This window comes from Rhizobium sp. CBN3 (assembly GCF_030518245.1).
GTDB lineage: Bacteria > Pseudomonadota > Alphaproteobacteria > Rhizobiales > Rhizobiaceae > Rhizobium > Rhizobium aethiopicum_A.
This window is the reverse complement of record NZ_JAULSE010000025.1, coordinates 37164-58061: the sequence shown is the minus strand read 5'-3', so window position 1 is coordinate 58061 and position 20898 is coordinate 37164. Positions and strand designations below refer to the sequence as shown.

Sequence of the window (20898 nt, the reverse complement as noted above, 5' to 3'; positions counted from 1 at the left end):
TAGTGCTTTTCCAATCGACCAACCATTTCGTCCCCCCGCTTTTCTTCGAGTCTCAGAGGTTGATGCCGCGAGCGCGGCTAGCAGCCCTTTGGCGCCGCTCCGCTATGATCTGCTCACTGCTCTGCAGACGGACAGTCTGCTGCAGGACCTTCAGCCGCTCCTGCATCGCCTCGAAAGCTCGACGCTGCGCCGGCGGCACGCGGTTGACAAGATCCTTGTCACCCCGGACGAGGGCATTGCGACCGAAGCGCTCGTCGAGCGCTCGGCTGACAGCGGCAAACTCCCGGGCAATGCCCTGCTCGAGGGAAGCGGCGGAAACACTCAGCTTCCTGCTGTCCTTCCTCACCTCGACCGTCAGGTGCGCCAAAGCCTCTTCCGCAGCTTTCGAAAGAGCTGGAATGGCAACCGCCATGCGCCGCCGTTCGTCCGTGATAGCCTGGCGTTCGGCATCGAGGGCATTGAGGTGGGCCGCACCGAGCGCGCGCAGGCGCGCTGCAGCTTCCGGCACGGCCCGCATCGCCTCTTTCCGCTCCTGGCCGGACGCCAGCATCCGGTCCAGCAGGCGATTAGAACCGCGCAAAGCCCCATAGGCGGCCGGATCATTGGTCACCGCGGCGGCGATTCGATCAGCAGCAAAGCCTTTCCGGAGCAGCTCCTCGATCTTGCCGACGGCGCCCGACGGATCGCGCCAGATCATTGTCGCGGCGTTGGCCAATGCGCCACGCTGCTGGCGATAGAAAGGGTTGGAGAGCGCCCGCAATCGAGCCTCATCGTCGACCGACGTCTTGAACACGATGACGGCAGCAAGCATCGGCGGCACGGCGACATTCTCCTTCCCCGGTCCGTTCTCTGTCTCTTGGCCCCGAACAACACTGGCAGCCATGACGATCTTCGAGCGATCCTGCCGCTCGGCGAGATGCTGCGCCTCGGCAAAACGTTTGACCGCTTCGAACAGCCGGGCCAGCTCCTCGCGCCGGCCGGCCGTCAGATCTTCCGGCAAACGCTCGGTCATATTGCGTTCAGCAACCGCATCCGCCTTCGCGGTGAATGCGCTCCAGCCGAAGCGTGCCGTTAACGCTTCGCTGACCGCCTTGATCTCCTGCACGACCGAGCGGTCCTCGGCGGCAAGCGCAAAGGCGCTCTTATAGGCGTCGTCCCCGTCCCGGTTGCGCACCGCCTCGATCTCCATAAGGCGCGCCATCGCGCGCTCGGAAAGCGCCGGGATCGATAATGACATGTAGGAGCGCCGCGTCTGCTCACGCATTTCGAACCGTTCGGCATTCCGGCGGAACCCGGTCGCATGGGCCCGGGCCAGGGGAAGCAGTTCCTCCAGGGCTGCCTTTGCGACCTTGCGCTCGGAAAGCGCCGCGCCTCCGTCGACGATCAGCTCGGAGCCACGCAGCCGGCCGAGCCGGTCGGGTGCTGCGGCAAGATCAGCAGTGAGCCTGCGGGGTTCGGTGCCGGTGTCCGAGGCGAGCGCATTCAGGGCGACAAGTGCTGCATCCGGATCCCGGTAGATCTTAGTAAGCAGCGGTCGCAGCATCGTTTCCCGCTCCGTCCAGGCCGGTGACGAACGCTGCGCCAGCCGCGCATCCGCCTCGACACTCCTAACGAAGGACGTGCTCGGCGGGATCAGATACTGTGGTTCGCCAGCGCTTGCGCTCGCGATGGTGTGGGATTCAGTTCGCGCCTCGTTGTAGGCGAAGCGCCGTTCCCGCTCGATGGCAAAACCGAGCGCCACGCTTGCCCGCTCCCAGAGCTTTTCCACCTGCTCTCGCTTTGCGGTAATCCACGTCCAGCGCCGGGAAAGGCTTTCCTCCATCTCGGCGGCAGCAAGCGAGAGATGATCGAGCCCGCGGCGCCGGGCGAAGTCTTGCGCCTGGGCGCGATAGCCCGCCTCGCTCTCAAAATCGAGCGTCGTCGTCTTGGCACCGGAGCGCGACAAGCGTTCGACGAGACGGCTGAACACATCCGGCCGATGACTTTCCCGTTCGATGCGCTCCTGACGCGCTTCGGCGGTTTCGATCTGTCTGGCCGTCCAGACATTGCGGTCGACTTCCCTCTCCTCGTAACGCTTCTGACCTGTCTCCTCGTCGACAATGGCAATCTGGACCTTGACCCGCTCGACACCATCCTTGCGCAGCGTGATGGTGTCGCCGTCGGAGATGCCGGCATCGTCGAGCGCTTTCGGCAGGCTGACGCCCCAGAGCCGATGGGCGGTTCCGTCGTCCGTCCTGACATCGGCATAGGGGCTGTCGTCGGCATCCTCGTCCTCGGGCCGGAATTTGGCTTCGCCGGTTTCGACAAGCTCGCCGGTGACACCGGCGGCATGATCGACACGCGGTTTGCGTCCCCATTCCGGTCTCGGCTCAAAATCCTCTTTCGCCGCATAAAGATCGACGCGGTCGCGATGCCGGGTCATCGACACATAGGTCAGATGCCGGTCCATCATGCCGGTGGCGAGCACGAAGGTGCGGTCGACGGTCGACCCTTGAGATTTGTGGATCGTTGCGGCATAGCCGTGGTCGACATTGTCATAACTGTCCTCGCCGAAGACGACTTTATTGCCATTGTCGAGCAGAACCGACAGCAGCGGATCGCCGCGTTTGTCGCCGGTCGCGGTGACCGTGCCGAGCATGCCGTTCTTGACATATTGCGGCCCGGAGTGCTTGGCCCGCGGCTCGAGGAAGCGGGCGTTCTCCAGGAAGATGATGCGGTCGCCGGCGGCAAATTTTCGCGCCCCGCGCTCGGTCCGGAAGCTGCGGCTTTCGCCGAGGGCATTATCGCCGGCCATCACCTCACGCAGCGCCTCGTTGAGCTTGCGGACATCGTCGTTGGTGTGGGCGAGCACCAGCAGTTCATCACCGCGAAGACGGCCATCCCTGCCCTCGGAGATCGAGCGACCGATTGCGTGTTTGCGTGCCTCTGTCCAATCGACCACAATCCTGTCGATCGTTTCCTCGCGTGTGCCCGCCTCGACCAGGTGGCCCTGCTGGGTATAGGCGTCGAGGCCCTTCTCGACCTCGCCGCGGGCAAACAGCCGCGAGGCATTACGTGCCCAGGCCTCACGCTGGCGGCGCACGCCGGCAAGCTCTGCAAAGCCGATGCGTTCGGTAATTGCCCGGAAGGCAGCACCGGCCTGGATCGGCTGCAGCTGCATCGCATCGCCGACCAGCACGACCTTTACCTCAGCCTCCTCGGCAATCTTCAGCACACGGGCCATCTGCTGCGAGGCCACCATGCCGGCCTCGTCGATCACCAGCACATCACCGCGATGGAGCGTATCGCGGCCATTGGCCCAGGCCAGTTCCCAGGAGGCAAGTGTCCGCGACTTGATGCCGGAACTGTCTTGCAGCCCTTCTGCGGCCTTGCCGGCAAGGGCTGCACCGATCACCCGGTGTCCCTCGCCCTCCCAGGCAAGACGTGCGGCAGCAAGCAGCGTCGATTTGCCGGCGCCGGCAAGGCCTACAATAGCGGCAATGCCACCATCACCGGTGACATGACGGACAGCATCGACCTGCTCTGCATCGAGCCGGAACGGAGTTTTGGGATCGCCGCTCTCGATGCTCTCCACGCGTTCGATCGCCACCGTCACATTCCGCTCGGAAACACCGAAGCCGCGACGCTCCGACAAAACCCGCGCCGACTGCGCCATGTCGTATTCGATGCGCAGCATCTCCCGCGTCGTAAACACCGCGGGCTCCGACACCTTTCCTGTCTCTGCCTCGATCTCCTTCGGCTTCAGTATGACCAATTGGTCCGACGCCATCAGCCTGGCGCGGATGTTGGCAAAATCGGTGGGATCGTCGACGTAACGGTGCAGCGCCCTGGCGATATCCCTCTCGTCGAAGGTAGAGCGTTCATTGCCGAGCTGCTTCAGCAAAAGCTCCGGCTCTGAAAGCAGCCGATCGGCCATCTCCTGGCGGCGGGCGAGATCGGCCGGCGCGAAGTGGAGCTCCCTGCCCTTCCTCGCCAGCGCCGCCTTCTCCGGCCCGAGATGTTTTTGCGCGATCCCGTCGAGGCCCTGTTCGGCATAGGAGCGACCGTCGAGGCGGATGTCATGTCCGGCCAGCGCCAGATGCCGGTTGGCCGTTTCCGCCCAGGCGATCTTCCACGCTTTCATCGTTTCCTTGTCGCCCGCCCAGACTTTGTAGACGATCTTGCCGTTCGGGCGGTCCGGCGTGACGACACGCAGCGGCTTGCCACCCTCACCAAGCACTGGAACCTTCTTTGCCCCGAACCCCTCCTCCGTCGCCGGCCGGAGCGTCGTCATCAGGTGGATGTGCGGGTTGCCGTCCTTGTCGTGATAGACCCAGTCGGCGATCATTCCTTTCGAGGTGAGATTGTCGCGGACGAATTCGCGCACCAGCGTGATATTCTCGGCCCGCGTCAGCTCCTCCGGCAGCGCGATGATCAGTTCGCGGGCGAGCTGCGCATCTGCCCGCGTCTCGAAGGCGTCAACGGCATTCCAAAACACTTCGCTGGCCTTGCTGACGGACTGACCTGATATCGCCGACCGCAGCCAATCCGGGATCTCATCCGGCAGCGCCAGTTCCTCATACATCAGTTCGCCCGCCCCACCGCGATAGCTGAACGACGTTCCCGCCTGCTCGTCCATCATCCGGGCGCGGTGGCGATAGGCGGCAGCCGAGACGATGCTGCGTCCCGATCCCCTGCTGATCACCTGCGCTCTGACGAACATGATCGCCACTGGCGTCTCCAGACTGGCCCAAGCACGTCGCGACAGCGACGTATATTGCGCCCTCAAACAGATCGGACCGAAGGGCCGATGCCGCTTTTCTGGTTGCACGGTAGCGCATTTTACTGTTTTATTCTAGTTAGTATAATCGCACCTTCGACATCAAAGCAGAAAAGGAACCAGGAATGGCGACAAAATCATCGATTTCCGATCTCGACGCCCAGATCGAAAAGCTGCGCGAACGCAAACGATTGTTGATAGTTAAATCGGCCGAGCGGTTTGCCCGCGCCGCGACCAGAACCGGGCTGGCGGAGATGGAGATCGCCGACGAGGAGGTCGATCGGATCATCGAGGAAATCGCCGCGCGATTTCGGAAGGGGGAAAGGAAAGGCGCCGCTGGCCCCACTCCTCAAACGCGTCGACCAGCAGATAGCGGCGCTGGAGCGCAGGGGCAGGTTCCAAATGACGGCTGAGCGCAAGCGCGACACGCGCGAAAAGATCCTGCTCGGCGGGATCGTCGTCAAAGCCGGGCTATCGAAGGCGGATCGGGCGTTCCTGCTCGGCGGCCTCATAGAAATGGCAAGGCTCGTCCCAGGCTCCATCGAGCATCGGCGGCTGCGCGATATCGGCGAAGAGGCTTTCAAGGCCCCCTCGCTGAGGAACGGTTCATCGCATCTCGAGGAGAAAGTAAGATGGGCCTAAGAGGGAAACCGCATCCGAGCCTGTTACTCGTTTTGGTACCGATCGCCGTCACCACGATCACAATCTACATTGTTGGCTGGCGATGGCCGGGACTCGCCGCCGGCATGTCCGGGAAGATAGAACACTGGTTCCTGCGGGCAGCACCTGTACCGCCTCTACTGTTCGGACCTCTTGCCGGACTTCTGACCGTGTGGGTCTTGCCGCTGCATCGGCGAAGGCCGGTCGCCATGGCAAGTCTTTTGTGTTTTCTCAGCGTTGCCGCCTTCTATGCGCTGCGCGAATTCGGCCGGCTTGCACCTACTGTGCAGGCCCGGGTCGTTCCGTGGGATCGAGCGCTGTCCTATCTTGATATGGCCGCAGTCATTGCTGCCGTCGCCGGCTTCATGGCAGTGGCGGTGTCCGCCCGCATCTCCGTCGTCGTGCCAGATGAAATCAAGCGTGCCCGGCGTGGAATATTTGGAGATGCCGATTGGCTGCCGATGGCGGCAGCAGGAAAGCTGTTCCCGCCGGATGGGGAAATCGTGGTCGGCGAGCGTTATCGGGTCGACAAGGAAATCATCCATGCGCTTCCCTTCGATGTAAACGATCGCAGCACATGGGGACAGGGCGGGAAGGCGCCATTGCTCACCTACAGACAGGACTTCGATTCCACCCATATGCTGTTTTTCGCGGGATCGGGCGGATACAAAACGACCAGCAACGTCGTGCCGACGGCGCTCAGATATACCGGACCCATGATCTGCCTCGATCCTTCCACTGAGGTCGCGCCCATGGTCGTCGAGCACCGCACCAATGCGCTCGGGCGCGAGGTCATGGTGCTCGATCCGACGAACCCGATCATGGGCTTCAACGTGCTCGACGGGATCGAAGCATCCAAGCAAAAGGAAGAGGACATCGTCGGCATTGCCCATATGCTGCTGTCGGAAAGCCTTCGCTTCGAAAGCTCGACGGGATCCTACTTCCAGAACCAGGCGCACAACCTCCTGACCGGTCTGCTCGCCCATGTGATGCTCTCGCCCGAATATGAGGGCCGGCGAAGCTTGCGCAGTCTCCGCCAGATCGTTTCCGAACCGGAGCCCTCGGTGCTCGCTATGCTGCGCGACATTCAGGAGCATTCCGGTTCGGCCTTCATCCGCGAAACGCTCGGCGTCTTCACCAACATGACCGAGCAGACGTTTTCGGGCGTCTATTCCACAGCATCGAAGGATACCCAGTGGCTGTCGCTCGACAGCTATGCCGCGCTCGTCTGCGGCAATGCCTTCAAATCGAGTGATATCGTTTCGGGCAAGAAGGACGTCTTCCTCAACATCTCCGCATCGATCTTGCGCTCCTATCCGGGCATCGCTCGTGTGATCATCGGCTCGCTCATCAACGCCATGGTGCAGGCCGACGGCGCCTTCCAGCGCCGGGCGCTGTTCATGCTCGATGAGGTCGATCTGCTCGGCTACATGAGGGTGCTCGAGGAGGCGCGCGACCGCGGCCGCAAGTACGGCATCTCGATGATGTTGATGTACCAGTCGGTCGGGCAGTTGGAGCGGCATTTCGGGAAGGATGGCGCGACGTCATGGATCGATGGCTGCGCTTTCGCCTCTTACGCAGCGATCAAGGCGCTCGACACGGCGCGCAACCTCTCTGCGCAATGTGGCGAGATGACGGTGGAGGTGAAGGGCAGTTCCCGCAACATCGGCTGGGACACGAAGAACAATGCATCCAGGAGATCCGAGAACGTCAACTTCCAGCGCCGGCCGCTGATCATGCCGCACGAGATCACCCAGTCGATGAGGAAGGACGAGCAGATCATCATCGTCCAGGGGCATAGTCCGATCCGCTGCGGCCGGGCGATCTACTTCCGGCGAAAGGAGATGGATCAGGCAGCGAAGGTCAATCGTTTCGTCAAACCGGTGCTATGATCGTGGTTTTATCAGCGGCCCACCTCGTCCTCGCCGGCATAGGCGTCGACGGCGTTTTCGAGTTCGGCAAAAAGCTCATCGGGCATCGTTTCGATAGTGCCGACGGTGCGTCGGTCTGCCTGCCTGATCAGTTGCTGATAATCTTCGATATTGAGGAGAACCAGCCGGGGTTTGTTCCGCTGGGTGATCGTCACCGGATGACGCAGCGCCTCGGCGATGATGTCGCCGGATTTACGTGAGAGGTCACTGGTTGAATACGTCCCGCTTGGCTTCGGCATTGGGCTTCCTTGCTATCGCTGGAATTTAGAGCATTTACAACATTACTGCGATTGTTGTGAAACTTCGCAGCCGTCCTTCCTCGGCTCACTTGAGGGCCATCGGCAACTGAGAGGCAACCTCGTCTGTCGCCTCTCAGTATGTGAGATGGTGCTGCTACCACCATGACCAAACGACGCGCCCCGCATAGACCGGGATGCGAGTTGCCAACGTGATATCCTTGATGATCGGCGCCAGCGAGCCGAGTTCGTCCGCAATCAGCGCAACGAGCTCAGGATAGTTGATATCGACGCCAGTGTCGTCGGCAGCCCAAGCGCTCATCCAATCGCCGCCGTTGACGCGGAATTCATGCGTGTCGTAATCAATTTCGAGTTCGTCCAGCAGATTGATAGTGAAGCGCCCGAAAATCTCGATCTCGCCCTCCAGCTGATATTCGGCGAATTCATCCTCCCCGATGAGAACACTTCGTTCCAATTCCATGATGACGCTGATCCGATCGATTGCCGCGTCGAGCCCCTCAACCAGGCGATCGTGAAGCTCTCGCGAAAAATCGCTGTCGCAGCCGAAGCGGTTTGCCAGGACGACGAGCCGGAAGCCGGCAAACTTGGTGTAGAGTATAAGGTTCTGATCGGTTGTCATAATGTGATCTCCTTCGTTGATGACGGAGATCGGCCACTCTCTTGCAAAGAGGGGTCAAGGACCGCGGAACGCGGCTCGCAAGCGGGGGAACCGATTTTTCCAGAGCGCAGTGAAACGCAGCAGCGGAAAAATTGGGGGAGACGCGCCGTCCTTGACGCCGGATTTGCTGGAGTAAAATTGGACGTCAGAGAGAGAAGAGACCCGCGGACCCGAAGGGGACGCGACCGTTTCCGGCGTGAGCCGGCAGGAGGTGTCGAGGATAGAACCGCCGCCCTGCGGCTGGGCAATTCGCTCACGTCATTCCGCGAGAGGGGGCGTGACCGGAGGCGGAGACGGTGTTCGGGCTCCGTGAGCGGAGCGAATAGCACCCGGCCGCCGATTGGCCGGCTCGCCCAAATCCATGATCTTCGGCTTCAACGATCATCACAAAAATGAATCGGTGTGGGCCGACCGATTCATAAGTGTCGTTAGACGCAAAAGCTGGAAGAGGCGACTCTCCGTCATGCTCACTCAACCCTATCAGCTCTACATCGAACGCAGGGACGCGACGAAAAACATGGCGCGCTTCTACGCGCTCGCAATCGAACCGACGTTGTTCGGCACACCATGCCTGACGCGGCGATGGGGACGCATCGGAACGATCGGACAAGCCATGGTGCATCACTTCGACAGAGAGGAGGATGCAGTCCGTATGTTCCTCGAACTTCTCCGATCAAAACGGGCGCGCGGCTATAGGCCGAACACAAATGTCGGACGGGAACCCATGGTCCGGGCTGTCCGCGGAAGTCTTCCTGGTCCTTGCCGGTAATTATCGGCGTGAAGCGCAGCTTCGGGTCGACGCGCCGGTCGATCCGGCGTACCGGCCCAGGCGAGGAGGCAAACGCCGCCTCAGAAGGGTGGCGCGGCGTCGATGGCGCCCTCCTGCTCGGCGATCGCTACCCTCAGTTCGGCCCGAGCGATCTCCAGCTCCGCTTCGATCTGGCGGCGCTCAGCCGGATCGGCGTTCCTGAGCTCGGCCCGCAGTTCCTCAACCTGAATTTCGAGTGCAATCGTCATCGTCGTCGTCTCCTGAAATGTGAAAGATGACGCCCGGGGTCGTGAGGATCGGGCCGGGTCAAGGATCGCGTCAGCGACCGGCGGAGCCGGCGAGCGGAGGAACCGATTTTCTGACGGTGCCCTTCAGGGCGCCGGCTGAAAATTGGAGGGGCCGCGAAGTCCTTGAGGCGGCACGAGCCTCACGGCAGACTTCAAGTATCTGAGCAGACAGGGTCCTTGGTCTCGTGTGGCACGACAGGAGGATTGAAGGCGGGCTCGATGCCCGCTTTCAATCCCGCTATTGCGCGCAAAACCTGAGATACGGCGAAGCCGGCCCCGATTGCTCGAGGCCGCTCGCTTTGTTCTTCAGTTCGGGCTGTTCCAGAGGATCACCTTCTTGCTAGGATCGCCGCCGGGTGCCGGTGCGAGATTGCCGAAGATCACACCGATCTCGGGAGCCTCAAGCTTCACTGAGAGGTATTCCTCGCCGGTCTGCCGCGCGATGCGGTTCCAGGCGGCGCCGATCTCGAAGCCCGTCTTGCGGTGAATGACGCGGTAGTCGGGCGCTTCTTCGCTTGCCTTGCTGGCATTTGGGACGATGGCGATCGGGGCGTTGACCCGGATCGTGGCGAAGACGCCTTCGAGGATGCCGTCGGTCTTCTGCGTGAGCGTTGCGATCGTGGTGGCCATGGTTGTTGTCTCCTTCGGTTGCTCGGGACCATTCCCGATGGCGCACGAAGAGACGGCCGACCTGCTGCGGTCAGCTCGCCTGAAAATTTTGCAAAATTCTATTTTCCACCAGGATAAACGAACCGAAATCGAATTTGCAAAAATTTCGGGCGAGTCTTACCCCTTCAGGGGTTGGCCGCCAAAGCAGGCGGTCGTCTATACGAGCGATATAAAACGGGAATGGTTCGGGGCAATCGAAGGAGACAACAAACCATGGCCTCCCGGTCCAAGCACTGGGGGATATTGGCCGCACACTCCACGGACGCTTCGCCCGCATGTCGATCAACATAATACCCTCGCCCGCTCCCGGCTGCGGCAGGCTGTGAGCACCTCGATAACATTTCTGCTGATCGGCGAGGTCGCCGCGGCACCGCATTGCCGTCTGCAGACCGTGCTCCAATCCCGGGTGAAGCTGTTCACGCGGGCGTCGAATGAGTGATCTTCCCCAAACGTGCCCGCTCCCAAGCACCTGAGCCGCCGATGGGTCGCCAGGTACATCGCCATTGGCAAACACGCAACCGGAACGATGTGAGCCGGCTTCATCCGCGGAGCCAAGCTCGGTGAGATCACAAGGCAACAGGATCGGAGCAAGTCACAAACGGAATGCCATAAAGCGCGACATTTTGATCGTCCGAAACCAAATACGCTCCCTCCGCCACGGCTTGCGCCATGAGCAGATGATCGAAAGGATCGCGGTGATGAAGTGGAAGAGCAGCGAGAGCGATAAGATGCGCGTCCGAGATATCCAGCCGGTCGAAACCTTGATCCGGCAAAATCGCAACAATCTCTTCGATATCGGCATCAAGTTTGCCGATGCGCAGCTTCACAGTGATTTCCCAAAGGGAGACAGCACTGACGAGGACATCATTCTCGGGATCGCCAATAAGGCGACGCGCATGGTTCCCTAGCTTCTCGTCGTCGTTCAGCCACCACAGCAAGGCATGTGTATCGAGCAGCAGCCTCACGTCCCGTCTTCCATGGACTTCAGAACATCCGCCGGCAGACCATCGAAGTCATCGGCAACTTTGATCTTTCCGCGCAACGCGCCTGGTTTCCGCATGACGACGCCGGCTGACGGCGGGCCGATTTCGGCGACAACCTTGTGATGCGACGTCAGGACGAACCGCTGGCCGTCTTCGACCTGCTTGAGGAAAGACGTCAGGTTGCCGCGAAATTCCCGCACGCCGACACGGCGGGGAGATGGTATCTGCTGCCGAGATTGGGTCATGGCGAAGCTCCGTTTCAGCGGCAAATGTGTACACAATTTTTGCGAAATGCAAGCATCTCCTTCAGCCGTATGGACAGATGGCGCTTACGCGCCATCTCCCGCCGCTTGCCAAAACGGAGATGCCAAGTCGGCGGGTCTTGTCGGCAAGATTGCCGGTAATGCCGGAGCCGGGGAAGATGACGACGCCAGCCGGCATGACCGAGAGCATGTCGTCATTGCGGCGGAACGGTGCGGCCTTGGCGTGCTTCGTCCATTCGGCTTGAAGGCGATCTGTATCACCTTGCGCGCTTCTGCCCAGCAGGCAGCGATACGTTCGGCGCCCTTCGGCGAGCCGCCGTGCAGCAGCACCATGTCGGGATATTTGGCGAGGGCTTGATCGAGTTTCGCCCAGATTCGTTCGTGATCATTGTAGTCGATGCCGCCGCCGAAGGCGATCTTGGTGCCTGCCGGGATCAGCACTTCGGTCTCGGCGCGCCGGCGGGCGGATGGAAAGTCTCTGGAGTCGATCATCGCCGCGGTCATGTTGGCGTGGCTGACCTTGGAGCCCGTCCGCGGCCGCCATGCCGAGCCGCATTGGCTTCGAAGTGGTCGCCCGCATAGGCGCGCATGAACTCGAAGGCATTGCGGCGCTCAAGCAGCGTGATGCCTTCGGCAACGAGGCGCTCCAACTCGACACTCTTGACCTCCGAGCCGTCCTGCTCGCGCTGACCGTTGCGTTGGCTATCCTCATTACGCTGAAGCTCCCGCTGGATGCGCTCGCCGGCGCGGTGGAAGAGATTGACCGTCGACCACAGGAGGTCTTCGAGATCGGGCTCCAGGCGGGTATCGCCGAGCATTTCGAATAGAGCATCGAACATGGCGGTCAGCGCCGACTGGACGACCGGCTCCTCCGGCAGCGGACGCGGGTCCGGTTCATCCTGGAAGGGGCGATGGCCGTAGATCTGCATCTCGTAGATGAAACGGTCGGTTGGGGACGAGGCGGGGCGGGGCTCGAAGGCGTCGTCGATGGGAAGACATAGGTTCAGATGGTCTCCGTCGGATTTGGGCCGCGCCTCTCGCGGCCTGACGGCGATTGGGCGCGGTAGCTCAATCCCTCGATACGTAGGCGCTGGGGATCCTGCCGCTAGTGCTTGCCCCGGAGTTCGGCGACTTCAACGAGGATCTGCGCCGGCTCAGTCCGGAACGGCTCATCGCTAATCTCAGGGCGCAGCTCGTTCTGAAACGCTCTGGCCTTTCTGCCCGCATGATCGAGCCGGACGGGGAAGGTGAGGGCGTGAGGGCCTACAGGATGGCAGGTCTCTGCCGGTCGCCGCACGGGTAGGCGCCCGCCCGCGGGCCTGCCGAGAGGCGACCCTTACCATGCGGCGGGCGGGCCTTCAGCGGGTCGCTCAGGTTTCTTCCCCTGGCTTGGGCCGCGTGCGGCCCGCCATTCCTGGCACAGCAAGAAACCTCCCTTCCGCCGCCCGGCGCTTCGCCGCGGCGTCAGGCGCCGCGGTTCCGGCCCGTCTGCCGCGTGGACAGGGTGCCGGCCGGCCGCATCGGCGTCAGCTGCGATGTAGAGACGCCGGCAGCCATCGGGCAGTCGGAAGGCGGCAAGGTGATCGGCGGTTCAGTGCCGGCCGGCTCGAAGGGCTGGGTAGCACGCGATTAGAACTCACTTCATGCTGGCGCAGCCTCTACATTTTGACCGGCTGACTTCTAATCAACGCACCGTTGACTTCTAATTATCAAAAGAAGATACGTGCATTCCAGCCTCCAAAAATTAAAATTAACGATCATTCCTGCCTTGGCGTTGAAATCGGCCCCAGCGGCCGTAACATTTACATACTAACTATTTTGCGCTAGTAAAGTCCGCGAAGCTCATGCTACGCCTTCCTTTTACGGCTCGATCAGCCTTTGGCCAGGCAAGGGAGGAACGACGTGCGACAGTTTTTGATCGGCAACCAGGCGTTCGACGACAGTTCTCCAGAGTTTCTGCCGCAGCTCGAACGCGCTTACGAACAGAAGCTCAGGCCACTTTGCCCGTGTCGGCAACCGCCGGTGCCGATGTATATCGCCCGGATGGATGGCCAATTCCTGATCAAACGGATGCCGCTTTCAGGACGAGATCACGATCCCGGCTGCCCATCCTATGAACCGCCATATGAGCTGTCGGGTCTTGGTCCATTGATCGGCAATGCCATCCAGATCGACGCAGCGACGGGCGCGGCTGTGCTGAAACTCGATTTCTCGCTGTCGAAACGAGGGAACCGATCGGCTTCGGCCTCATCTTCGGAGCCGTCGGAAACGGTGCGAAACGATCCGAAAAAGCTGTCGCTCAAGGCCATGCTCCATTATCTCTGGGAGACAGGGGAACTGACTGAATGGACGGCGCTGTGGGCTGGGAGACGCGGCTGGGGTCGCGTCCGCAGCAGCCTGCTGAACGCAGCGCGACAGATGATTGTCCGCGGCGGTCCGCTTAGCGACATCCTGTTCGTGCCGGAAGTGTTTCATCAGGAGGACAAGGAAGGGATCTCCGCCAGGCGCGCAGCGATGTTGGCCGGAGCCCAGTTAACCGGTCCCGGTCCGCGGAAACTGATGATGACCGTCGGAGAGGTAAAGGAATTTTCCTCAGCGCGCGATGGCCAGAAGATGCTGGTGCGCCACCTGCCTTTCCCCTTCATGCTCGATGAGGGTGCGTGGAAACGGTTGAATGCCCGATATGAAACCGAACTGGAACTGTGGCGATCCAACGAGGGGTTTCATCTCATCGGCATCGCCACGTTCGGCATTTCGGGAGCGGGGATAGCTTCGGTCGAGGAAGTGGCGCTGATGGTGGTCAACGAGAACTGGATCCCGTTCGAAACCATCCATGAACAGCGTCTCCTGGAGCGGCTCTCAAGCCTGAAGCGAAGAAGCGTGAAAGGACTCCGGTTCGATCTTTCGCGCGACCAGCCGATTGCCTCCGTGACCTTACCGGAGGCAAAGCCAGCGCCGATCGCCATGTTCATCGTTCCGACGAAGGCCGACGAAGACTATGACGTTGCACTGAATGAGATGATCGCCGCGAGAGCCGAGATGACGCCGTGGATCTGGCGTGTGGCCGACGGCGAAATGCCGCGGCTGCCATGATCCACACCAGCCTCCTTGGTCAGCGACGTAGGCGCCCTAAAAGGAAGCCATCGCCCGGGCGATCTCGAATGCGTGAAGCTATATCCCGGTCAAATCGGCCCAGAGAACTCTCTGCCATTTCTGCATAGCTGCACTGCACAAAAAATGTTTTACCAAGCGGTCAAAATATGAGCATATTGCCTCAAGTTGATGCAGTCGATGGTTTTCCTCCCAGTGCCATCGTATCAGCTGTTCCCCTCTGGAGGTTATTGACCTTCACACCTTAAAGGGCCCTGGTTTTCCAGCGGCCCTATTTTTCTGCATAGTTGGTGAGGCGGCCCCTTTGCATTGCACGATCACATCGGAAGCGGAGCGCTTGCCGTTGGCGGTAACCCACGCTTCAAGTTGGCGGGTCGAGCTCGTTCGCCGCGCGCTCCTATGGCACCCGGAAATCGGAGATGGAAAGCGGAGGATATTTCAGGTATTGCAGTTATGAGCGACTTGCCCTATATACATGGTCAGAGGTGTTCGCCATGACCAGCCATGTTCTTCAATTTACCGAATTGTCGGATCGCGACCGCAAGGCCGTCGCGCCGATCCCAAAGCTGGCGGAGGGCGACCACCTGGAACTGCGGATTCGCCGCGAAGGTGGACAGCTTCAAACCCTTTCTCTTCCAGCCTCGGCTTTCGCACCTGTCGAAGCACTCCTCGATCATCTGTTGCGCGGCAAGCGTGTTGCCGTGCTCACGGAAGATCAGGAATTGAGCCCGACCGACGCCTCCACCATCCTCGGCATCTCACGTCCTCTCGTGGTGCTGCGCATGGATCGCGGCGATCTGCCCTTCCGCTATGTCGGCAAGCACCGCCGAGCCAAGTTGAAGGATGTTCTTGCGCTCAAGGCCAAGCTCGATGCTCGCCAGAAAAGCCTCGACGCGCTGGCCGAGGACACAGAGGATCTGATCGTCAATCATGGCCTCTAAGCCGCCCGTCGCGGTCTACGATGCCTGCGTCCTCTACCCTTTCCATTTACGCAATGTCTTGGTCCAGTGTGCTTTCGACGGTCTCGTCGACGCACGCTGGACCGACGACATCCACGCCGAGTGGATTCGCAATCTGGCCATCGGCTCACCCGAGATACCCTTCTCCCGTCTGGAAGCGACCCGTGATCGGATCAAGGAAGTTTTGCCCGATGCCGATGTCGGTAACCACCAAATCCTCATCCCCAACCTCTCGCTACCGGTCCCGATGATCGTCATGTTTTAGCTGCAGCCATCGCCGGAAAAGCTTCCGTGATTGTCACGTGGAATCTCAAGGATTTCCCTGTCACGGAGCTTCGGCCTCATGGGGTGACCTGCGTATCGCCGGACAATTTCCTCGTGGGCCTCCATCCACCTTTTAGAGCGCATTGATCGACAGCATCAGGCGCGCCCGGTTGAATTTACGCAAGACGGTGCCGGCGGTTCACGAATTCATTGATGCACTGGACCATCAGGGGCTCCGCGCGTTTTCAGTGGTCCTGCGTGAGAAGGCCGCACAATTGGACTGACGGTCGAAACCGACAGAATTGTTAGAGGCCCGGACGCAACCCGTTAAGCTCGATCCGACGAAGAGCGGCCGAGGTCAGTCGCGGCGTCTCGATAGTAGATCTCGCTCACCCGAAACCGGCCGTCGATCCGCTTGCATTGGACGATGATGTCGATCGCGATCGTCAGCATCTCGCGGATGTCGTGCCGTTCGAGGTCCCCACCACCCTCCGACTCCTTGACCAGCAAAGTCAGCTGCTCAAAGGCGAGGCGGGCGGAGTCGGCATGGACCGTGGTGATGGAGCCAGGATGGCCGGAGTTGACATTGCGGATGTAGTAGAATGCCGTCCCGTCACGCAGCTCCTGCAGCAGGATACGGTCGGGCCGCATGCGCAGGCAGGATTCGAGCAGGTCCTTCGCGCCGACCTTGGCGAGACCCTGCCCGCCCTTGGAGTAAAAGAGCCGAACATGGTTGGGCTGCGGGACCACCAGTTCCGGTGTGTCCTCGATGGAAATGATCCGCTCATTTTGCGGGATGTGGCGGATCAGCGCTTTCGACAGCGTCGTCTTTCCCGACCCCGTGGCGCCGGAGATGATGATGTTCTTCCTTGCGAACACCGCCTCCCGCAGAAACGCCTTGTAGGCGCCGATCCGATAGTATTCCAACAGCCTTTGGTCCAATCGTCTCCCGTCGCTTTCGACAGGCGCGACATCGGCGAACAATCCTCCATGATCGAGATCCTCGAGGGTCAGCGACACAGAGGACGGCTTGCGGATGGTGATGCTGACGGTTCCCTTCGTCGTTGCCGGCGGGATGACGATCTGGATCCGCTCATCGTCCGGCAGGGTCGCCGACAGGATCGGCCGCGTCTCGTCGATCGACTGATTGGAGAAGCTCGCGACCGTGCGGGCGAGACGCATCAACCTGTCGAATGAGAGTTCGGGCATCTCATAGGTCTGCCATCCCTCCCTCCCCTCCGTGACGACCTGTCCCGGCCGGTTGACGATGACCTCGTAGAGGGTCTTGTCACGCAGAAAGCGTGATAGCGGCGAAAGCAGTTCGCGCACGACGCCGGAGTCGGCAGCTTCAGTCATTGCCGAACCTATTTCGTCACGAGCTTCGAGGAGGGGCTGAAATCCCCAAGCGCAGCACGGTCGTAGATGCGGTTGCGGGGCTCGGTCACACGAAGCCGGTAGACGGTGGAGAAATCGAGGTCGCGTGCGACGAAGATCGAAACCAGCTCGCCCTGATGTTTCATGAGCGTCGGCGGAATGTTGATCGATTGCTCGACGGCGATCGCCGCCGCCTGCTGACCGGCGCTGGTGGTGTTTTGCGCGTCGACATCGCTGTCCTGCAGCCGGCTGCTGGCATAAGAGCTGGCGTCGCCGACGATCGACAGGAGCATCGCGCTGCCAAAACGCTCCCACCAATGGGTGTCCACATAACCATCGATGCCGGCCCGGCCAAGCGCGTCGGTTGCGGGCGAAGCCAAAGTGATGATCACGCCTTTCGGCGTCTTCGCCCGGTTCCAGAGAACGAACAGGCGCTTTTGTCCACGCCGAATACCGCCGCGATATTCACCGACAATCTGCGTGCCTTTTTCCATCAGCACAACGCGGCCGTTATCTGAAAGAACGTCCCGGTTGATGACGCAGCTCGTGAACCCTGGCTGATCGGAGGAGAGCGCGGTCTCGAGAACGCAAGGAATGGATGTCCCCATTGCGACGATGAAATCACGATTGCCCAACGTGCCGGCACGCGATCCCTGCAATTGCGTCGGTGTCAGCAAGCGGTCGAAGCGCTGGTCATCGTTTTCGCCCTGCGAGGCGAAGCCGCCGGGATTGGCGCCGAGCGGCACGTAATTCGAGGCCTGATCCGACGCCTCGCCCTGATCCTGCCGCCGCGTTGCCGGCGATTTCTCGCCGCCATAGGCGATGACCGGCGCACGGCGGGCAGCATCGAGCAGCTTGTCGCCGTCGGTCGGCGCCTGCTCGGCGGCGACAGGCGTCGGGAGCTGGACCTGCGGCGGTGTCGCCACCGGCTGTGGCTCCTTCGCCGGTTCGAAATCCGATGTCTGCCGGATGACAACGCGCTCCGGCTGGGCACCGTCTGACGGCTTGTCCTGCCCTCGCATCGACCAGAGAGCGAACGCGACAAAGACGACGATCGCCAAGGCGACAGCGCCGCGTTTGAGGATCGGGTTATTGTCGAGCCGGCCGCCGGCCGACGTCTCGGCGCGCTCGCCCGGAATCTGGGTAATCTCTTCCTCGGCCATAACGCCTCCTATTGCGCCGCGCCGGGCGGCACTTTGACGACGCGCTCGACCGATGGTGACGTCGTGTTAGTCTCGGGATTGGTGCCGACGCGATCGTAGGCTTCGTTGAAGACGCAAAGCACGTCGCCGCCACGGCGCAGTATGAACTTGCGGCTGATCGCGTGAACGAGGACGAGATTGCCGTCGACTGACTTCGGAACCAGGCTTTCGCTGCCGTCGGAGTTTTCCATATAGATCGCCGGCATTTCCTGGTTGCCGGCAAAGGCGAAGGTCGTGACCTTGCCGTTGTCATAGACCGCTTGCGGTTCGAGCGCCTGGGACCCTTGCGCCGAATAACGCCAGTTGCGCGGTCCATAGGCTTCGTGAAGGGCAAGCACGCGATCGGCCTCGCCGGCTTGTGCCGCCTGCGCGCGCGCAGATGCTTCCAGCCGGCGCCGCTCCGCTTCATCAGCGGGATAGCGATATTTCACATAGAAATAGGTGTTCTGACCGGCTTCAACACTGCCGTCACGGACGGTGAGTTCCATCTGATAGCTGCGGGTCGAGCCGTCCCGTCGTGTCGTCACGACCGAGATATTCGTCACCGGCTGATTTTCGCGAGGCTTCAGGAACAGGATGTTGCCGGCCGGCGCCACCTCCCAGGCGACGCTGTTGCCGAGGGCGACATGAGCGATTTCCTCGTCGGCGGCGAATTCGATCTGCACGGAAGACCGGAGCGTGCCGACGACTTTTGTGATGTTATAGGGCTGGTAGTCGACGAAACGGATGCGGCTGTCCTGCGTGGCGCCGCGTGGCGTCTCGAGGGCGAGCGCCGCCGAAGAGAAACCGGTAACCAGAATGAGCGGGAGAAGGAAACGCGGTTTCAATTGATCGCCTCCGGATCGGCGCGATATTCGCTGACGACGAAGCCGATCGGGTTGATCAGCCGGTCGGTCGAGGACATCGGGGCATTGGCATAGGAAAAGGTCAGGGTCGCAACCCAGTGCGTCGTGCGCACCTCGTCACCGCGGGTCACCGTCCTCATATAGCGGACGGATGCCACATTGGCGTTGATCAGCGAGATGGAGACAATGTTGATCCGCGACGTGGCACTGCGGCCATAAATGTTCTGCGGGGAGTCTGGATTGCTGCCGCGGTAGACTGCGGCAAATCGAGTCTGCTCCGGCTGCGCCGATAGCAACGCCGCGGTGCGAAAATTCTCCTCGCCCTCGCTCCAGACGTAACCTTCGCGGGCACGGACATATTTGGCCGCGAAATATTTGGTGACGGCCTCGTCGTAGGTGCCGGCGGTCGATGTCAGCGCCGAAACCACATCGACGATGCCGGTGGAATTATCGACCCGCACGACGAAGGGCTCGACGGTTTTCAAAGGCGTGAGGCCGGCAACGGCAAAGACGGAAACGGCAGCAAGCGTACCGGCGCAAGCAGCGATGAACCAAGCGATGCGGGCGGAGCGCTCGACCTGGATCACCCGGTCCTGATCGAATCGGCGGGCCTTGTCGAAGTAACTTTTGAGGTTATCCGTGGTCACCATGTCACTCGCCCTCGCATGGACGGTAGGAGCTCGCGACATCGAAATGCGCGAAAGCGGCCGGTGTGGCTGAAGATGGTTCCGGCACATAGGCGGCGGCGTGACTGGTCGGCTCAGCGGGAACGGCCCGGGTCGCCGGCTGCTCGCCTCCACTGTCCTGCCATTGCCACATGGCGCGGTTCAGCGGCCGGCGGGAATAACCATCACATTTCGGTAGCGGGTGGGAAATCGAACCGCAGCCTACGAGACCGGCGGTCAGCAAAAACGACAAAACGATACGAAGCATCGAAAAAACCTGTTCAATTGTCTGAAGCGTTGGTGACCGTCATTCGGTCCGGCCTGGCGTCAGGCGGCGGCCGACGGAACGCGCGCCGCGGCCGACCGCTCTGACTGTGTGGGATGTCGCCCAGGCGAGCGTGCTTTCGTGCGCATCGCGGGCGGCGCCGTAGCCGTAGGTGAGCGACGCCCCGCCCGCCGCAAGAGCCGAAGCAATGCCGGGCAGTTGGTAGAAGACGTAGAGTGCGGCGACGCAAATGGCGCAGAGCGCGATCGGCCGCATCAGCACGTCGCTATAACCTTCGATCGCCGTAAACGTCGTATCGATGCAGGTGATCAGCAGCGAGCCGATGGCAACGACCAGGACCTGAAGGATGACGAAATTGACGAGCTGGCCGATCCAGGATTCGGTGAACCGGCGGGTCGACTGGAACATGGCGAGCGCGATGAAGATCGGACCTATTGCCAGCACGATGGCAAGCGTCAGCCGGGCATAGAGCGAAACTATATAACCGATCGCCGCGACAAGAAAGCTTCCGCCGATAACCAGTAGGCCGCCCACGCCGGTGACGATATCGATAGGCCAGGAGCCCCGCGACCATATCTCTTTGGCGCATTTCTGGCCCTTATCGAGCAGGCTGTCGAAGGTCGATGCGCTCGGCGCCGTGCCCGAATTCAGCGCCTGCGAGATTTCGCGCGGCAGCGCATCGAAGAAGATATTGGTGACGTAGGTCTGATAGTCGCCGGCGTTCCTCACCAGCATGACGATGATGGCGAGCTTCATCGCCCGGAAGGCGAATTCGAGGATCGGTTCCTGCACGGAGCCGCGCAGGACGAGATAGCCGTAGAGCACGACATAGAGGGTGAGTGCCGCCGTCAGCGGGCCGCTGACCCAGTTGGCGATATTCGAGGTGCCGGAGGAAATGAAGTTTTCCAGCGGTGTCTTGAACTGTCCGTCGACGAAGCTGAAGACCTGATACATCG

At 61.2% G+C, this 20898-nt stretch carries 22 protein-coding genes and 1 pseudogene; 9 read left to right on the top strand and 14 right to left on the bottom strand.

From position 1 onward, the window contains the following. Positions 1–52: 52 nt before the first annotated feature. Positions 53–4711, bottom strand: a complete 4659-nt coding sequence (gene traA, locus QWJ46_RS26500) for a Ti-type conjugative transfer relaxase TraA (protein ID WP_018247162.1) — start codon at positions 4709–4711, stop codon at positions 53–55. A gap of 173 nt (positions 4712–4884) precedes the next feature. On the opposite strand from traA, the gene QWJ46_RS26495 reads away from it, so the two are divergent. From QWJ46_RS26495 to traG, 3 genes are read left to right on the top strand one after another with little or no spacing between them, the layout of a single operon-like run. Beyond that, positions 4885–5172: a TraC family protein gene (locus QWJ46_RS26495; RefSeq protein ID WP_004676102.1), complete on the top strand. Its 288-nt coding sequence runs from the start codon at positions 4885–4887 to the stop codon at positions 5170–5172. Continuing rightward, positions 5162–5401, top strand: coding sequence for a conjugal transfer protein TraD (locus QWJ46_RS26490; RefSeq protein WP_004676101.1), 240 nt, complete (start codon positions 5162–5164; stop codon positions 5399–5401). Before QWJ46_RS26495 ends, QWJ46_RS26490 begins: the two co-directional genes overlap by 11 nt. Further along, positions 5392–7311: a Ti-type conjugative transfer system protein TraG gene (traG, locus tag QWJ46_RS26485; RefSeq protein WP_004676100.1), complete on the top strand. Its 1920-nt coding sequence runs from the start codon at positions 5392–5394 to the stop codon at positions 7309–7311. The genes QWJ46_RS26490 and traG overlap by 10 nt, the downstream gene beginning before the upstream one ends. Before the next feature lie 11 nt (positions 7312–7322). Here the strand turns inward: traG and QWJ46_RS26480 are convergent, their stop codons facing one another. Together QWJ46_RS26480 and QWJ46_RS26475 are read right to left on the bottom strand one after the other, a co-directional pair. After that, positions 7323–7589, bottom strand: coding sequence for a type II toxin-antitoxin system prevent-host-death family antitoxin (locus tag QWJ46_RS26480; RefSeq protein ID WP_004676099.1), 267 nt, complete (start codon positions 7587–7589; stop codon positions 7323–7325). 154 nt (positions 7590–7743) lie between these two features. Then, positions 7744–8226: a hypothetical protein gene (locus QWJ46_RS26475; RefSeq protein ID WP_004676098.1), complete on the bottom strand. Its 483-nt coding sequence runs from the start codon at positions 8224–8226 to the stop codon at positions 7744–7746. Between the two features lie 502 nt (positions 8227–8728). Between QWJ46_RS26475 and QWJ46_RS26470 the strand changes: the two genes are divergently transcribed. Further along, positions 8729–9034 carry a WGR domain-containing protein gene (locus QWJ46_RS26470; RefSeq protein WP_004676097.1) on the top strand — a complete coding sequence of 102 codons (306 nt, stop codon included), beginning with the start codon at positions 8729–8731 and terminating at the stop codon, positions 9032–9034. An 80-nt stretch (positions 9035–9114) separates the two neighbouring features. Here QWJ46_RS26470 and QWJ46_RS26465 read toward each other — a convergent pair whose 3' ends face one another. Next, entirely contained in the window at positions 9115–9282 is a 168-nt protein-coding gene (locus QWJ46_RS26465) for a hypothetical protein (RefSeq protein WP_004676096.1), read from the bottom strand. A gap of 345 nt (positions 9283–9627) precedes the next feature. Further along, a complete protein-coding gene (locus QWJ46_RS26460; RefSeq protein WP_004676095.1) occupies positions 9628–9951 on the bottom strand; it encodes a DUF736 family protein in 324 nt (107 codons plus the stop codon). Between the two features lie 37 nt (positions 9952–9988). Between QWJ46_RS26460 and QWJ46_RS26455 the strand changes: the two genes are divergently transcribed. Further along, a complete protein-coding gene (locus tag QWJ46_RS26455) occupies positions 9989–10429 on the top strand; it encodes a hypothetical protein (protein ID WP_004676094.1) in 441 nt (146 codons plus the stop codon). A 127-nt stretch (positions 10430–10556) separates the two neighbouring features. Here QWJ46_RS26455 and QWJ46_RS26450 read toward each other — a convergent pair whose 3' ends face one another. The 3 genes and pseudogenes from QWJ46_RS26450 to QWJ46_RS26440 form a co-directional block, all read right to left on the bottom strand. Further along, positions 10557–10955 (bottom strand): type II toxin-antitoxin system VapC family toxin, encoded by a 399-nt coding sequence (locus tag QWJ46_RS26450; RefSeq protein WP_008536014.1) that lies wholly within the window; start codon positions 10953–10955, stop codon positions 10557–10559. After that, positions 10952–11218: a type II toxin-antitoxin system Phd/YefM family antitoxin gene (locus QWJ46_RS26445; RefSeq protein ID WP_004676093.1), complete on the bottom strand. Its 267-nt coding sequence runs from the start codon at positions 11216–11218 to the stop codon at positions 10952–10954. The genes QWJ46_RS26450 and QWJ46_RS26445 overlap by 4 nt, the downstream gene beginning before the upstream one ends. Positions 11219–11302: 84 nt before the next feature. Next, positions 11303–12243: pseudogene (locus QWJ46_RS26440) on the bottom strand (DUF2493 domain-containing protein). A gap of 488 nt (positions 12244–12731) precedes the next feature. Between QWJ46_RS26440 and QWJ46_RS26435 the strand changes: the two are divergent. The 4 genes from QWJ46_RS26435 (at position 12732) to QWJ46_RS26420 (ending at position 15571) form a co-directional block, all read left to right on the top strand. Beyond that, positions 12732–12869, top strand: coding sequence for a hypothetical protein (locus QWJ46_RS26435; protein WP_018247159.1), 138 nt, complete (start codon positions 12732–12734; stop codon positions 12867–12869). Between the two features lie 269 nt (positions 12870–13138). After that, entirely contained in the window at positions 13139–14329 is a 1191-nt protein-coding gene (locus QWJ46_RS26430; protein ID WP_026188839.1) for a DUF1173 domain-containing protein, read from the top strand. Positions 14330–14766: 437 nt separating this feature from the next. Next, positions 14767–15288 (top strand): excisionase, encoded by a 522-nt coding sequence (locus QWJ46_RS26425; protein WP_018247157.1) that lies wholly within the window; start codon positions 14767–14769, stop codon positions 15286–15288. Continuing rightward, on the top strand, positions 15278–15571 hold the full coding sequence (locus QWJ46_RS26420) for a hypothetical protein (protein ID WP_004673430.1): 294 nt from the start codon (positions 15278–15280) through the stop codon (positions 15569–15571). Before QWJ46_RS26425 ends, QWJ46_RS26420 begins: the two co-directional genes overlap by 11 nt. A gap of 326 nt (positions 15572–15897) precedes the next feature. On the opposite strand, the gene virB11 is transcribed toward QWJ46_RS26420, so the two are convergent. From virB11 to QWJ46_RS26390, 6 genes are read right to left on the bottom strand one after another with little or no spacing between them, the layout of a single operon-like run. Further along, the gene (virB11, locus tag QWJ46_RS26415) at positions 15898–16926 is read right to left on the bottom strand and encodes a P-type DNA transfer ATPase VirB11 (RefSeq protein WP_004673428.1); all 1029 of its coding nucleotides are present in this window, start codon (positions 16924–16926) and stop codon (positions 15898–15900) included. Between the two features lie 8 nt (positions 16927–16934). Beyond that, positions 16935–18107 (bottom strand): type IV secretion system protein VirB10, encoded by a 1173-nt coding sequence (gene virB10, locus QWJ46_RS26410; RefSeq protein WP_004673426.1) that lies wholly within the window; start codon positions 18105–18107, stop codon positions 16935–16937. Positions 18108–18115: 8 nt separating this feature from the next. Further along, the gene (virB9, locus tag QWJ46_RS26405; protein ID WP_004673424.1) at positions 18116–18973 is read right to left on the bottom strand and encodes a P-type conjugative transfer protein VirB9; all 858 of its coding nucleotides are present in this window, start codon (positions 18971–18973) and stop codon (positions 18116–18118) included. Next, complete coding sequence (locus QWJ46_RS26400; protein ID WP_004673422.1) at positions 18970–19641, bottom strand: virB8 family protein; 672 nt, start codon at positions 19639–19641, stop codon at positions 18970–18972. Before QWJ46_RS26400 ends, virB9 begins: the two co-directional genes overlap by 4 nt. Before the next feature lies 1 nt (position 19642). Beyond that, positions 19643–19924, bottom strand: a complete 282-nt coding sequence (locus tag QWJ46_RS26395; protein ID WP_004673420.1) for a hypothetical protein — start codon at positions 19922–19924, stop codon at positions 19643–19645. Positions 19925–19963: 39 nt separating this feature from the next. Further along, complete coding sequence (locus QWJ46_RS26390; protein WP_004673418.1) at positions 19964–20896, bottom strand: type IV secretion system protein; 933 nt, start codon at positions 20894–20896, stop codon at positions 19964–19966. Between the last annotated feature and the right edge of the window lie 2 nt (positions 20897–20898).

Bases quoted from the DNA above. Each gene is read 5' to 3' on its own strand.
- QWJ46_RS26495 (WP_004676102.1), top strand. From the start codon at position 4,885: ATGGCGACAAAATCATCGATTTCCGATCTCGACGCCCAGATCGAAAAG.
- QWJ46_RS26490 (WP_004676101.1), top strand. From the start codon at position 5,162: ATGACGGCTGAGCGCAAGCGCGACACGCGCGAAAAGATCCTGCTCGGC.
- traG (WP_004676100.1), top strand. From the start codon at position 5,392: ATGGGCCTAAGAGGGAAACCGCATCCGAGCCTGTTACTCGTTTTGGTA.
- QWJ46_RS26480 (WP_004676099.1), bottom strand. From the start codon at position 7,589: ATGCCGAAGCCAAGCGGGACGTATTCAACCAGTGACCTCTCACGTAAA.
- QWJ46_RS26475 (WP_004676098.1), bottom strand. From the start codon at position 8,226: ATGACAACCGATCAGAACCTTATACTCTACACCAAGTTTGCCGGCTTC.
- QWJ46_RS26470 (WP_004676097.1), top strand. From the start codon at position 8,729: ATGCTCACTCAACCCTATCAGCTCTACATCGAACGCAGGGACGCGACG.
- QWJ46_RS26465 (WP_004676096.1), bottom strand. From the start codon at position 9,282: ATGACGATTGCACTCGAAATTCAGGTTGAGGAACTGCGGGCCGAGCTC.
- QWJ46_RS26460 (WP_004676095.1), bottom strand. From the start codon at position 9,951: ATGGCCACCACGATCGCAACGCTCACGCAGAAGACCGACGGCATCCTC.
- QWJ46_RS26455 (WP_004676094.1), top strand. From the start codon at position 9,989: ATGGCGCACGAAGAGACGGCCGACCTGCTGCGGTCAGCTCGCCTGAAA.
- QWJ46_RS26445 (WP_004676093.1), bottom strand. From the start codon at position 11,218: ATGACCCAATCTCGGCAGCAGATACCATCTCCCCGCCGTGTCGGCGTG.
- QWJ46_RS26425 (WP_018247157.1), top strand. From the start codon at position 14,767: ATGGAAAGCGGAGGATATTTCAGGTATTGCAGTTATGAGCGACTTGCC.
- QWJ46_RS26420 (WP_004673430.1), top strand. From the start codon at position 15,278: ATGGCCTCTAAGCCGCCCGTCGCGGTCTACGATGCCTGCGTCCTCTAC.
- virB11 (WP_004673428.1), bottom strand. From the start codon at position 16,926: ATGACTGAAGCTGCCGACTCCGGCGTCGTGCGCGAACTGCTTTCGCCG.
- virB10 (WP_004673426.1), bottom strand. From the start codon at position 18,107: ATGGCCGAGGAAGAGATTACCCAGATTCCGGGCGAGCGCGCCGAGACG.
- QWJ46_RS26400 (WP_004673422.1), bottom strand. From the start codon at position 19,641: ATGGTGACCACGGATAACCTCAAAAGTTACTTCGACAAGGCCCGCCGA.
- QWJ46_RS26395 (WP_004673420.1), bottom strand. From the start codon at position 19,924: ATGCTTCGTATCGTTTTGTCGTTTTTGCTGACCGCCGGTCTCGTAGGC.
- QWJ46_RS26390 (WP_004673418.1), bottom strand. From the start codon at position 20,896: ATGTATCAGGTCTTCAGCTTCGTCGACGGACAGTTCAAGACACCGCTG.